The 14,765-nt window shown below is 45.0% G+C and carries 7 protein-coding genes; 1 reads left to right on the forward strand and 6 read right to left on the reverse strand.

The window, feature by feature from the left end; all coding sequences use genetic code 11:
• Positions 1-25 precede the first annotated feature (25 nt).
• The 6 genes from OC23_RS14905 to thyX are packed head-to-tail and all read right to left on the reverse strand — an operon-like array spanning position 26 to position 7,270.
• Positions 26-2,182 carry a DUF3987 domain-containing protein gene (locus tag OC23_RS14905; protein ID WP_171194809.1) on the reverse strand — a complete coding sequence of 719 codons (2,157 nt, stop codon included), beginning with the start codon at positions 2,180-2,182 and terminating at the stop codon, positions 26-28.
• A 41-nt stretch (positions 2,183-2,223) separates the two neighbouring features.
• Positions 2,224-3,207, reverse strand: a complete 984-nt coding sequence (locus OC23_RS14915) for a hypothetical protein (RefSeq protein ID WP_038345675.1) — start codon at positions 3,205-3,207, stop codon at positions 2,224-2,226.
• Between the two features lie 11 nt (positions 3,208-3,218).
• Positions 3,219-3,662 carry a DUF6378 domain-containing protein gene (locus OC23_RS19535; RefSeq protein ID WP_052209182.1) on the reverse strand — a complete coding sequence of 148 codons (444 nt, stop codon included), beginning with the start codon at positions 3,660-3,662 and terminating at the stop codon, positions 3,219-3,221.
• A gap of 52 nt (positions 3,663-3,714) precedes the next feature.
• On the reverse strand, positions 3,715-5,445 hold the full coding sequence (locus tag OC23_RS14925; protein WP_038345676.1) for a ribonucleotide reductase N-terminal alpha domain-containing protein: 1,731 nt from the start codon (positions 5,443-5,445) through the stop codon (positions 3,715-3,717).
• Positions 5,438-6,478 (reverse strand): ribonucleotide-diphosphate reductase subunit beta, encoded by a 1,041-nt coding sequence (locus tag OC23_RS14930; protein ID WP_038345677.1) that lies wholly within the window; start codon positions 6,476-6,478, stop codon positions 5,438-5,440. The genes OC23_RS14925 and OC23_RS14930 overlap by 8 nt, the downstream gene beginning before the upstream one ends.
• Positions 6,479-6,520: 42 nt before the next feature.
• On the reverse strand, positions 6,521-7,270 hold the full coding sequence (gene thyX / locus OC23_RS14935) for an FAD-dependent thymidylate synthase (protein WP_038345678.1): 750 nt from the start codon (positions 7,268-7,270) through the stop codon (positions 6,521-6,523).
• Between the two features lie 110 nt (positions 7,271-7,380).
• Between thyX and OC23_RS14940 the strand changes: the two genes are divergently transcribed.
• Positions 7,381-14,765 (forward strand): interleukin-like EMT inducer domain-containing protein (locus OC23_RS14940; protein ID WP_052209183.1); only part of this gene is annotated, 7,385 nt, incomplete at its 3' end.

The following is a 14,765-nucleotide window of genomic DNA, read 5'->3' on the forward strand; positions in this document are numbered from 1 at the left end:
CGTTCCAGTACGCAGCGCGTACCCCTTATACATCTTTCTTAAGTAGCTCATTTGCTACAGTTTTAAAGATAGTTGCTGACAGCTCGGCTTCACTCAATTTGCCCGGTAACTTGTCATTCAAGGCAGATACGCGGGTAGTAATTGTGTTGAAGTCATGGCCAGCATCACAGAGCACACGTGCAAACTTATGGAGTTGGACATTACGATTCCCGTCACCTGTGTTGTTAATTACCCAACGTTCAAGGTTGTCGAGAGAAGTTTGATCTTGGAACTTGCGCTCACGCTCCTCATTCTTGGAGGTCTTTGGAATGAAAGGCAGTACATCAAACAACTGGCCATCAGTTACGATTGCATCAGTTGGATTAGACAGCCATTTCTTACAGCGATGTGCTGCAGACGCATCCCCCTCAAATGGGAGTGATTCAAGTACGTTCATGTAGAACTCTTTGTAATCAGCAGCATCAAGTTTCAAAACATAATTAGTAGGCAATATGATTCGGAAGCGGTTGGTTTCAGGCGTACTACGCTTGGTTGTGTAGTAGATTGCCTTGTAGTCCTTCAACAGCATCATTGCGGTTTTAAGCTGACATGTGCCATCAATGTCTAAGACAATTGTATTAAATCCTTCCTCAGCATTTTCCTCCTTGCGATAGCCACCCTTTAAGTGATGGTTTACCCAGTGGAACGCTGGTCCAGTGTATACACGTGGCAATTTGCTGAATGGAACACGAACGTTCTCATAACCCTCAGTCATGTCTGTACTGAAAGCCAAGATCATTTCATCAAGGTTGGTTTCATCTAGGGATTCCCCACGAAGGAACTGCACGCCGTCAGTAAAGATCTTCTTAATGATCACGTTGTTCTTGTAGCCCCATGCTGCAGCCATAAGGAGGATTTCCTCTTTAACTGCACGGGAGCCAGCAAATGCCGGACATTCTGTATCAAGGTCTGCTAATGTCAGTTCATTAGGGGAGTGTGCCAGGTGTTTTGCTACCTTCACATAATTACGCTCTGGACGTAATAGCTCCTCACATGCCTTACCTGACGCTTCAACAAGCTTGATAGCATTCTCCAAGTGACCCATTGTGATCTCCGGAGACATATCCATAAATGCGTACGCACCTGCAAGTTTGAGCACTTTGAAGTAACGGTGATCCATTTCACTTTTGCGAATGGCTTCCGCTTCACTCAAGGTACGAGAGAGCTTTTCACACTGTAGTTTGTACTCTAAGAGCACTAAACATACTGGTTTAGGTAAACGAATGTTTTTACCAATGTTTACCATATCTGCAAGCTGCTCAAACTTCATAGAAAGATCTTCTAAGAAGTCCTCATTGCTTGTGTTAAAGAGTTGATCGTATAACTGATCTGGACTTAAACCATCTTGCTTAGTAGCTTGACGGGTAAATCCAAATAGGCAACGGCGGGCATATCCCATTTCCAACAGTTCCATGAGGAGCTGCTCGGTTTTGCCACCATCAAGTAATTTCTGAGGTGAGCCAAACAGTAATAGGTTAGCCGGGGTTGCACCATCAATCTTCTCAAAGCGCACATTGTCTGCAGTAGACTTGACCAGTTTGTCTTTTACTAAACCTTTGTCGTAAAGCTCAAGGTAAGTGGTCAATGGTTCAAGAGTTGCTTGGAGGTTTACACCAATTTCATCGACCTGAAGGTTGCACGCACCCGCATTGGCCATCAACAATTTTTGACGCATTTGCTTAATGGCTGGGGATGTAGCTTCACTGAATGACATCATCAACGCGCCAAGAGAATTAAATTCCTTTTGGAGTTTGACAAGTTCATCATCTGGGTCGGTGCCATTACGTGTAGCAAGTTTAGTTGCCAATGTCACAAGGTTCTGATCGGCCAAGATAGGGAAGGTGTGCTCACGGAATGTTGTAAAGAAGCGATTCAATACTTCGCCTTCAATTACACCCGATGAGTGTCCTTTACCTGCACCTGACGGGGCCAGATTCATGGCGTACACATTAATGGGAATGGAACTTTTACCCATGAATCCTGTGACACCTGCTCGCATTTGAGCAGCAACCATGCCCCAATAATACGCAACCAAGATTCGGAAGAATAAAGGATCTGTATTTTGAGTTTTGGTTTGTAGCACTTTTACAAGTTTTTCTGAGGTCGGATGAAACTCCATATCCGACACAGCGCGTAAAGCCATTATGATTATCCTAATTTAAGTAAGTAATTAAGTAAGTAAAATTAAAGAACTAACTCACCAGATTTGATGAGGGCATCTTTTTGTCCACAAATAGAGAAGCACTTGCAGTAACGGCAAGCTTTCACTTGTCCTGGTACTGTTTTGATGATGCCTTTACCGCCGTCCTTTGCTTGACGGGCAGCAGCCTCACCAAGATTGTCAAAGTTCTTCGTAGATTTGGTCATCTTGCTTGGGTCTTTGTAGTACTTATAAACGGGGTCGGTGCGCCATAAGTCCTCTGAGCTACACAATGGGATCTCGTTGTCCGGTGCATCTGCTAAACGTTCAACTTCACTGAGCTTGCGCTTGATGTAGTTGTCTGTTTGCTCATAAGAAAGCAACTGGAACTTTTGAGACACTGTACGGCTCTGCGGATACTTAGGGTTTCGCATCGCATCAATCTTTGACCAGTCCGTGAAGATGTAGTGAATCCACATAACGTCACGGGTAATGATGTCGGGGTTTAACCAACGATAAATAGAGCCTTGAAGGATGTACTTATCTGCATTGGTTTGATTGATGAATGTAAAGACTCCGGTTGATTTGAAGTCTTGCACCATGCCTTCGCCCACAAAGTCGAATTTCCCAGACACCTTGAATGGCCCAACTTGCTTGTAAGAGCGCAATTCCATATAGATAGGAATTGTGTTAGGTTCTGGTTTTTCTGGATTAACTCGGATGCGGTCAATTACTCGCTGCGGATAACCAAGAGCTTTAAGAGCTGCGGCAGGGGAGACCGTCCAACTACGCTCAATGGCATCATGGATAGCTGAACCCATGCGTGAAGCGACTAAACCTGAAATGTCTTCCAGCAACGGTTCAGCTTCCTGTTCCTTTAAACGGCGTTCAAGCACCAGTTGGCGCACAGGCTTAATCAATGAAGTTGCACTTAATACGCCTTCTTCATGGTCATAATTGTCTGTAGCGAGGAATACAGCTAACGCTAATGGGATTTGTTCGTTGTTTAGGTACTTCTTTTCTTGCATGGGTTCATTCCTTAGATGTTCTGTTGGTTTTGCTTTCGGACAGCATCAATACTGGCTTGCTCACCTGCTAAGGCCGCATACGCTACAAGGTCTTCAAAGTTGTCAGCTTTAAACTCACCCTGATCAGCGCGTACCATTTTCAAAAGCATCATAAAAGTCCAACCGTCTTGAACAGACAAGTTAGTCCCTTTAAGTTCATTGAATGCAGCAACCGTACGTTCCATACTGCGTTCACCTTCCGGTGAGTCGTATGTCACAGCACGATCTTTCATGTGTTGATTAGCAGCCACCAAAAAGCCTGCTGCTGAGAGCACTTTTTGCTTTTTAGGTTGGGTTAGTGGAATACCGGCAATAAAGCCTGCAATGTCTACTTGCACCGAGCTTGGTTTTTGACTATTACGGCGACGAGCTAGGCAACCTAAACAGTTGCAGTCGTTTGATTGAGATCCTTTCATTGTGAAATCCTCGTTCCAGTGGGCAAAGCCCACCGGACTTAAAAGTTAATGTTTATGCTGCACATGCTAAGCATTCATCGTTCACAATTACCCCTGACTTGGAGTAAATGTAATACTGGCTTAGGATGTCCGGGTCTAATGTCACTCGGGTCATTAAGCTTGCGATCTTCTGTTCAGATCCTTGATCAGCGAAATAGAAGTTCAATGACTGACCTTGACAAAGGTGCTTCTGACGTTCTTTTGCGTAGCGATAGATGACTTCCTGATCCATCTCAAATGCGGTACGGAATACAGCTTTCTCATGGTCATCTAACCAATCGACATGCTGTACTGAACCTGCATGAGCTACGATGTCGTCTAACGTTTCTTGGTTGTAAACGCCACGTTCCTTCATTAATTCGTAAAGCACTGCATTGATACGCGGTAAACCGCCTACAGATGAAGATGCCTCATAAACCATTGCCGGAGATGGGAATACCGACTCCTCAACACCGCCCATGAGGTTAGATGTTGATTTGGTAGGAGCTACCGCCGTACGGTGTGTGTTACGCAATCCTGTGCCTTTACACCATTCAGGTTCCCCTAAGACTTCGGCCAACCACTTAGACGCTTCCAAGGACTCGTCATGTAGATGTTTGAAGATCTGTTTATTGAGGAAATACGCTTCAAGTGATTCATACGGAATACGTTTCTCTTGTAGGTATGTAGCAAAACCAAGTACACCTAAACCGATTGCACGGCCTTTTTCCGTAAAGGTACGCACTTTGTCCAGACCACGTTTACCCTTAGAGATCTCAATGAACTCGGAGCATAAGCAGTCAAGGAATACGGTTGCGGTGAACACTGATTTACGTTCTTTAATAACGTCCCAGTGTTTGAGGTTGATTGATGCCAAGATGCATGAGTAAGTAAGCAACTCAGAGCTATGCAACATAATTTCTGTACATAGGTTTGTTGCTATGATGTCCAAGCCAAGACGCTTGTACATTTCTGGACGATGGCGGTTTGCTTTGTCTGGGAAGAACAGGTATCCCTTACCTGTAAGCAACTTGACGTGCAATGCATCTGTCCAGCGTTTGTGAGCTTCCGGATCATTTGCTAATAAGCGATTGATGAACGTGTCACGAATCGTCCAACCATAGTTTTTACCATTGCTGTGAGTTCGTAAGCTGTCCAAGCACTCATAGAAATCAGGGTGCTCAATGTCGAGATAAGCAGCAAAGCTTCCACGGCGGTTCCCTCCCTGTGCAATTTTTGCAGCCGATGTAAAGAAGTCTTCAATAACCTCTTTAACTCCATTGGCTTCACCTGACTCGGCGAATGTCACACCACGAGCTTGAATGTCTGAGAAGTCTGCAGACGTACCGAATGCATTCTTTGACAACATTGCTGTCTCGCGGAGACCTGTATAGAAGCTCCATACAGAGTTCCCGATCTTCTGACCTGAACAAGCGACCGGCATTCCATGCTTGGTGCCTGTATTTGCCAATGCCGGAGATGATGGAGAAAGGATTCCGTCCCACATTTCATTGAAGAAACGCTCCTCATACTCTTGAACGTATGGCGCAGGTAAGTGGCGAGCCAAAGTCTTAGAGATCTTCGTATGACGATCTTTTAGACCTTTTTCGCCTCGGGGTAGGTACTTAGTTTTCAGCATCTTCCATGCTGCTGTTGTGTACCAATCTGGCAATAGTCCTTTTGCCTGCAGAGACTTACGTTCCTGGCTTAATGCCTCTGCTAAAATCTTCGCTTTGCGACTATTCGCACCAATTGCATTAAACATTCCAATGCTCCTTGTATTCCTCGGCCACGGCCATATCAAATTTCAATAAGTGTTTCTTCCAGTTGCGGCGGTACTGCAGTTGAGTAGTCGCAAAGAAGTCTTGGAATTTGTATGCGTTGAGCTGAGAGAAGAACCATTGGGTTACTTTCCCTTGCTTGGTGTCGAACATCGGCGCTTGCCCTAAGAACCCAAGTACTGCATTCACACGGTCACGAACAAACTTACGCATTTCGTGTTTAGTGATTGTGGTAATGGTTTCAGGCTTGTACGAGAAGATGTAATCAATGATGCCCATGCAGTGCTTGTACACTTTACGAGCCATACGGCGGATCAGCCTGTTAAAGCGTTCTACCTGCTCGACTGTCATGGTTTTGAGTTCCAGACGTTCACGAATGGTTTGATTTACAAGCCATGCACTGAACATACAGTGGAAGTTTTCATCCTTTGCAGAGCCATCAATGCCCGCAATGAAGTGGCTAATTTTGTTATGGCCACGAACACCAAATGACTTAAAGAAAGCGAATGCTTCATACAACGTCACACCTTCAAGAAAGGTGAGGGCTGCAGTAGATTCCAGTTTGTCTTTAGACTTCGACTTCTTGACCACATACTTGATGTGCTCATTAAAGATCGGGATGTTCTTAAATTCTTCGTAGAACTCATCGGTTGCAACTCCAATTACCTCATTACCAATACGGTAGAAAGGTGCATGTGAGTTGTTTTCCATCATGTTGAATACAGATGCAGCACGAATGATTTCCGGACGAGGGTACATGCGTCCAATGCGGCCACCCCAAAAGTCGTCACCACCGATGGTAGTTTCAATTTTTGAAAGGTAACGTTGCAATGCCAATACAGCAAAGCGTTCACCCTCTGTTAATCCATTACGAAAATCTGCTTCATCTTCTTCTACGCCCAGCTCCTCGGCAGGCCAGAAGATTGCCATTTGTTCAATGGCTGCTTTTGTCGCAACTGGATAGTATTCCACTTGCGATTCGGTAGGGGTCTCAATACGAGACAGGTACTTAGTCATACTACTTTCCATGTTCTACTTACTTACTTAAGTAAGTAAATATTAACGTCCTGTTAATGCTTTCCAACTGATCGGATAGAGTGAACCCACGATTTTGTCAACTTCCTGTGCAAAATCCTGAATCTCTTTCTGAGCATGGGAATTAGAACGCTTTTTCACAAAATTAGCAAAACCGTATAAATTCCCTGTCCAAATCCAATTAACGAGGACACCTTGAGGTAATACAAAGCGAGCTTGTTCAGGACAAACGCCGTTATCGATCATTTCCATATAGAGGTCAATGGCTTCCTGACATTGCTTCACATATTCACGCTTCCATGCGTCTGAGTCTGGGTGTGCATCTCCCGAACCTTGTTTAATTGAGCCGATTGGTTTAGCTCGGAAAGTGTCGGGGATGAATAGTTCAGGACGGCTTGAGATGTAACGGCGAGATTCTTCGTTCTCAACAAATCCTTGTTTTGACTTGAATGCCTGTGTACGAATTGGCACCGGTGCAGCGCAACGCAATGTAATTGCGGTGTGTGCGAAAGGTGTCCAATGAGTATCTTGGTCCTGAATCTTACGAAGTAACTCTAATGCTTCGCCTTCGTGAAAGCCTGTGCCTGCAGCAATTTCCGCTACGAGTTCTTTATGGTCTTTTGACGACATACCACGTGCCAGAAAGTAGATCAGATTCGTATTCTGTTCCAATGTAAACTCTGACGCATCCTTGTCAAAGGATACACGTGCTGCATTTACCACAGACAGGTCGGAACCCATGTGATCAACATAAGAGGCTTTTTGATGGCTCATTTTAAATCCTTTTACACCGTTTGAGGACGCAACGCGTCCATTCTAAAATTCCCTAATCCCTTGCAAACCTATACAATACGGCTTTACCAACGCTAAGGAAGGCATTAACCATGGAAGGTTTATACTCCTCAGAGCATGATAGTTTACTTACTCAAGTAAGTAAGCAAGTAAGCGACCTAAAGCAAAAGGTCGAAGCTCAGGATGTAGCTATTGAAGCAAACCGGCAATCGGCAGAGCTTAATAGCAGGGCTATTACAAATGATTCAATCCAAAGTATCAACCGTGATACTGCATTGGGTGAGCGAATTTCTGACCAAACACGTACCCAAATCGAAGATAAGGCGTATTTAGTAGGCGAAATCGAACGACACCATGCAGAACATGCACGGGAAATTCAGGATGTGAATGTCCGTGTCGATACTGTAGATCGAGACCGCATAGCGGGCGAAGCCCGCATCTTTGAGATGACAAAAGAGTTTCAAGATCAGCTTGGTAAGGATTACCAGGATGTAGAGGAACTTGTCACTACTCACGATGGCATTCTTGATACGACCACTTGGGACAGTACAGAGTTCACACTCGATACCGATGAGTACCAATTTGATTGGTCAATGTTGGCTGCATCTCAGGATTGGCGACTTGAAATTGCCCAGTTCTTCAAACAAGCAGAGGACTTAATCAAGGACAAAATTGCTGAGGTTGAAGATGCACTGGATGAAGCCAAGAAGAACTCAGAAGATGCATTAGAGAACTCTGATATTGACCGAATCCTTGATGAATTACTTGGGAAGGTCGGATCAGAGTTTCTGGATGACGCATTAGCTGGTCGTCTGGATGACTTCGCGGAGCAGATTCTTGAAGAACGTAAATCACGTATTGATGACATTCTCAAAGAGTCAAACATCCGTATTGAAGAAATGCGTAATCTACATAACCAGATTTCTCAGGAATCTAAAGAACGTGTAGATGCTATCGCTTCCGAGGCTGAGACTCGTGGTGATCAGTTGATTGCTGAGGCTGAACAGCGTGCGAAAGACATTGCTGCAGAGTCAGCAAAGTGGGCTAACCAGATCTCTAAAGAGATTACTGAACGTAATGAGGCTCTCGACAAGAAAGCTGCAGAACTCCAGCAGTACATCGACAAGACTGTAAAAGAGCTGAACGATGGTTACACCAAACGTTTCGAGCAAATTGAATCTGATGGTTCAAAAACTCTGAAAGCCCTTGAAGCTTATAAAGTTTCAAACAACAAAGCTGTTGCGGCAATTACCAAGTCTGTAGAGCTTAATGCTCAGAATGATGCAGCAACTCTAAAAAAGTTGGATGCTCTGCAGCTTGAATACAATGGAAATAAGGCCACTGTAGCGCAGCAAATCAAAGCTACATCTGATGCGAATAAGGCAACCCTAAACCAGCTTAATACATTTAAGACTGAGGTAAGCCAGAAAGACAAGGCAACAGGTGAGTTAATCCAGTCTACAAAGGCTGAAATTCTCAAGGAGACCAATGCATTATCGGATCAGAATAAAGCTACTGTAGAACGTCTTGAGAAGTTCCAGGCAAGCTACAACGACCGTAATAAGGCTGTTGATGGCAAGTTTGTTGAGGTAGACGGTAAATTTACCACAATGTCTAAATCAATCTCAGATGCCAATGGCAACATCACTTCTACTGCTCAAAAGTTAGAGTCGCAGTTTAAATCTGACATTGCCAAATCAAAGTCTGAGGTACTCACTGAGGTAAGTACGCAAACCAAGAACTTAGATGGCAAGATCACGAATGAAGCTCGTCGTATTGATGGTTTAAACAGTTCATTCAAAGGGTTAGATGCTGACCTAAAGAAGAACATCGAAGCGACTGCTACAGCTCAGGATACGGCGAATACTGCAGTATCAGCTAATGAATCACTGGCTCAACATGTTCGTAACGTCCAGTCCCAGACCTTATCTCGCGTGGGTATTCGTGCAATCCCTTCTGATAATGGTTTAAAAGATTGGGTATTCCTACGGGCAGCAAACCGAGTCTCGTTTGTTAAAGATGATGCTGCTATGAATGGCATCATGCTACAAATGGGCCGCAACATTAAAGGTCAGGATGATCAGTGGGCACATTGGGCAGAGTTTGAAAAGATTGACCCTGAGAAACTTTACCGCTTACGTGTACGTTATCGCCGTATAGAGGGTGATGGTGGCGTGTACGTGGGTGTAACCCACAAGAACGCCGACCAGAGCCGTTACGTGACTTCTACGAACGTGCTTGCAACAGGTATGGGATCTTCAAACTATTTAGTATCTAACCATAGATCGCCACTTGGTGAGATGATGGAGCATGTTTTTTACCTTAAAGGTAAATCTGCAGGTGCCGCAACCGGTAGAGGTACGATTGATAATCCGAGAACCTTCCCGGCTTTGGCAGAGTACTACTCTCCTATGTGTATTGCGAACTACACGAGCAATACCGGTATCACACAGTTCAGTCATATCATTGTTGAAGATGCTGACTCGTTGGCCGCTTCTAATGATGCGAATGCTCAAGCCATTGAGATGTTCAAGACAGTCACACGTGAGGGCGAGGCAAGTTCTGAACGTACCACACAGCTTGAATCCCAAGTTAAGGATGTACAGAAGCATGTCATCACTACTGAGCAGCAGTTGGGTGAGACCAGTAAAAAGCTGGGTCAAACCGAAATTAAGCTTGGCCAGACTGACAAGAAGTTAGGTGATGCTGAAAAGCGGTTAGATGCTAACGGTAACTTAATCAATAGTCAGGGTAAGCGAATTGATGAACAGGGCAACCTGATTAATGCTGCAGGTAAACGTATTGACGCGCATGGAAATTTGATCGATGCACAAGGCAAACGCATTGATGAAAATGGAAAGCGTATTGACGATACGAATAAGAAACTGACAGACACAGAAGCGAAGGTACTTCAAGTCACCCGTACGGTCGAAAGCCATGCAAAGGCGCTCACCACTTTTGCTACGAAATCAGACCTTGAAAAGTCAGAAGCAAACCAGACGACCAAGATTGAATCTACGTTCAAAGAGACTATTGAGACCATTCGATCAGCGACCGATAGCGACTCACTGGCACGCGATTACCTCTTGGCTAACCCGAAAGATTGGGAGAGTCATTACGGCTATAACATGGGCCAGTATTTCTATACGACCACAACCGGTAAGGTTGGGAATACATTGTTCCGGAAGGACAGTAATAATCCTGATATGTGTTGGCAGTACAACAAGGCAATCCTTCAGAACAACCGTGCATATCGAGTAAGCTTCTTGGTTCGCCGTAGTACCAACTCAACGGGTGCATGTCACATCACAATCTTACGCTCTGATAAGAACGGCAAGTTTGCACGCGACTACACTCATTTAGCCGTACCGTTGACTGAAATCCCTGCGAATGCAGATTGGGTGGAAGTATCACGTGTTGTGAACTTGCGTTCTACCGCAGAGGCTAACCCTCTAATCCGACTTGGTTTCGCTGTTGGCCATACGGGTAAGGCTGGTTCATGGGAAGTACAAGGCTTCCGAGTGGATTCAGTACTCAACGAGACCGATGTAGATTCTACTTTGGTTAAATCCTCAGTATTGGTTAACTACGCCACTAAATCTGACATGAATGGGGCTATCTCAAATGCCACTACTACGCTCACCAGTCAGTACAAGAAGTATGCGGATGACAAGGCAGCGGATGGCCTTAAGTACACTGACAATAAAGCTGCAAATGTCGTTAAAGACATGGATGCCAAACTCACGAATAACTACTACACCAAAGCTGACACAGACAAGGCTGTAGCAGGGGAAATCTCTAAGTTTGGTGCCACTGTTAAACGTGACATCACTGCAGTTGAAGCGAACATCCGGAAAGATGTGTACACCAAAGCCGAAGCTGACGAAGCAATTGCATCGGGCATTCAGTCTTATGACTCGGAAATCGTAAGCGGTGGTGTGAACTTATTCACTGGTGGTATTTTAGAGCGTAAAGGTGGCAATGAGTACCTTGCATACTCACGTAGCGCAGCTCTCAGTGAGATCTATGCCAAAGGTGAGGTTACGATCAGTTTTGACATTAAAGTAGCTGTGGCGGGGCCTGTACGAGTTTACTCGTCAAACCAATCTACTATGTGGACATATTCAGTACAAATTGAGAATGTGACAACAGAGTGGGAACGTAGATCCGTTACCGTAACCCCGCGCAGAACGTCACACCCTGTAGGGCCTAGTATGTTGGAGTTCTTTGGAACTTATAACACTGGCCGTATCGTACACGTCAAGAATGTCAAAATTGAGATGGGCCGTAAGGCTTCTGAATGGTCGCCGTCTGCAGGTGATATTGAAGCCGGTTTTGCTGGTGCAATTTCAGAAGTGAATAAGGTCAACGCGAACCTAACGAATAATTACTTCACCAAAGCACAGACTAACTCAGCGATCGCTAGTGCATCTACATCGCTTGAAGCAAAGGTGAATACCAATACGGCTAACCAACTTAAGAACCACTACACAAAAGCTGAAACTGATCGTGTGGTATCAACACAGGCTACCACTTTTGATGCCAAACTTAAGAAAGCCGGTGAAGAAGCGAATGCGTATGCCAAACGCTACACAGATACGACTGTTAAGGTTGTAGACGATAAGCTTACATCGACTTCCACTGATCTGACACAGCTCAAATCCGTACTTGGTGAAGTGACCAATTACACTGTCAGCTCTATTGGTGGTGGTCAATCTGGTTTTGGCGGTATCAAGGATCTCGCAGGTAAAGTACAACTACAAGCTACCCGTGGTTTAACTCTGTGTACCTTTAAAGGTAATGCATTAGGGGATATTCGCCGTGTTTTTGATACCCATGCAAGTGCAGTTAATGCGACAAACTTGATTAACACAATCAATGCTATCCCTGATGGTACATACGTTGCCGTCATGGGCTATGACTCTTTTGTAGCACATTTTGCCACGGCTAAGCCTGCACTAATCTCATTAGGTGCAAGCAAGGCGACCTTAGACCTACTTAAACCCCGTGATGCATATATCTTAATTGGTCGAAAGGGCATGTCCGAAGGACAAGGCACTGAGATCGTAGGTAAGGCACAATCTGCAACGCTTGGTGGTAAACAGATCGACTACATGTTGCAGCTTATTAATGGCATCCCTGCAGGTTTAGGGAGTTCTGCACCGGCTGCAGAGGCAACGAATATCTTAAATACTAAGATTGAAGAAGTTGACGGCCAGCTTAAAGCACAGTCAAGTCAAATGACTAACTTACAGTCATCAATGACCAGTGCCAATAGAAACATTACTGCAGCCCAAAACACAGCTAATACGGCGCAAAACAACGCTGCCAATGCTCAGAAGTCAGCAGATTCAGCCCAGAATGCTGCTAAGGGTGCACAGTCAAGTGCTGATGCCGCTAAGAAGGCTGCAGACACCGCACAGCAAGGGGCAAATGCAGCCAATCAGGGTGTTAAGGATGTAACTTCTAAACTCTCTGATACTGATCTAATTGCCCGTGCTGGTACACATGGGAAATTGGTTTGGGGAGATCCAACCTTTCGGAATGGTGTGAACGGTGTAAATGTTTACGACAATAAACGTACTGGCCGTAATAAGGTGGCTCGAATTGCGCGTTGGACAGTGGACAATCCAACAACATCCACTCACCAGATGAACATTACCGTGTCTGCAGGATCGACACCGGGACTCGGTGGCTTCTTCCAGACCATTGCCTCACGTGCTAATGCTGTGTTTCTCATTAAGTATTTAATGAAGATTCCTGTTGGTTATACCGTTCATAACGCTTCAAATGCACAAGGTACGGGAGCTTCTGATAAGTTTGTTGGTTTGAATGCTGGTACAGGTAAATACGAGACTTACTACCGACTTGTACGTTGTGGGGCTACTGGCACATTCAGTACCGGTGGTCATGTTTACTTAAACGGGCCATTAAAAGGCGAGGAAACTATGACTTTCCCTCTGGCCCAGATTGAGTGCTATGACCTGACTGACTATCAGGATATGACACCTATGGTTGCAGATACCTTTGCCAAGCTCACAGAGATGGCTAATACGTCTGCGACTGATTCTAAGGCCATGGCTGATAAGCTCCTACAACTGCAGTCATCGTTTCATCCTCAGTCTCCGAACGGTCGTATGCCGCAAAGTCGAGATGAAACCAAAAAGAATCTTTGGACATTCATCTTATGTAAATTGAAGGCTGGGGATACCGCGAGCCGTCAATTCAACTTTCAGGACATCAATACAGGTGAGATTGTTCGTAAGGGTGAAGTGCCATCGGCAACCGATGCCAATAATGGTACTTGGTTTAGCGAACCTCAAACCTTTGCACTGTTTAGAACATGGGTGTATGTAGCTGCAGCTAAGACAGTTAAGTTCACCAATATTCGCGTTGATGACACTGTGACGATTTATGTAGGCAACCAACGCCAGTACCATAAGGTAGGTTATGGTTCATACACGGACTGCTCTTTGAGTTTCCGTGTTGGTTGGAACGTGGTTGATGTATTTGTGGGTAACGGTAATTCAAGTGGCGGATTTGTACTAACTCCGCTATTGGAAACCCAAGTAAATAATATGTGTCCTGTTAAGTTGGAAGACATTCTCGACAATACATCTGCGTCAGTATTACAGGGTTATACCACTCATGCTGAGATGAACTCTGCTATTGCTAGTGCGTCTACCACTCTCGAGAGCAAGGTTAAAGCTGACTATCAGAAACAGTTCGACAACATCAAACTTGATCGATTAACTGTTCCGGATACTCGCAATACGAACCAACCCCCTCAATGGTACTGGACTAACTACCCTCGAAGTGTCGTAACTGAGTTCAAAACAAGAACTGCTATCGGCAACCCTGCTGGAACTGCCATGTATGGTTCAGTTGAAACGCTTGTCCCGTGGTCTGATGTATCAGGAGGGGCAATCATCCAACGTTGGACTACTGCAGGCGAAGCAAATGCCCGATTCCGACAATCAAGTGGCTCGGGAGCCGCAGCAACATGGGGTCCGTGGACTTCCGATGCGGAAACCATGAAAGTCCAGATTAAGGAGCAATCACAATCCATTGATGGCATTAAAGGTGTGAAGGCAGTTTCTATCGACAATAACGGCGTTCTGTGCGGTTATGCCTTAACTTCTGAACTGGTAAATGGTGTGGTTCAATCCGCATTTGGTGTGTCTGCAGATCAATTCTACGTGGGTTCACCAAAAGACGGTCGTAAGGTGTTTGCGGTAGTTGATGGGCGTACTGTAATCAGTGATGCGATCATTGGAAACCTAAGCGCAAACAAAATTACCACTGGTCAAATGCATGGCGATAGAATCACTGCCAGAACCTTACGGGCAGACCATTTGACCACACAAGCATTGGAAGCTATTGCGATCTCGGCACGTAATGTAACCATTACAGCGCCCGATGGTTCTAAGACAGTACAGACAGGTGGAATGACTCAGATCTTCTATCCTAACGGACA

Origin of the sequence: Acinetobacter sp. A47, assembly GCF_000805455.1 — a bacterium.
Lineage (GTDB): Bacteria > Pseudomonadota > Gammaproteobacteria > Pseudomonadales > Moraxellaceae > Acinetobacter.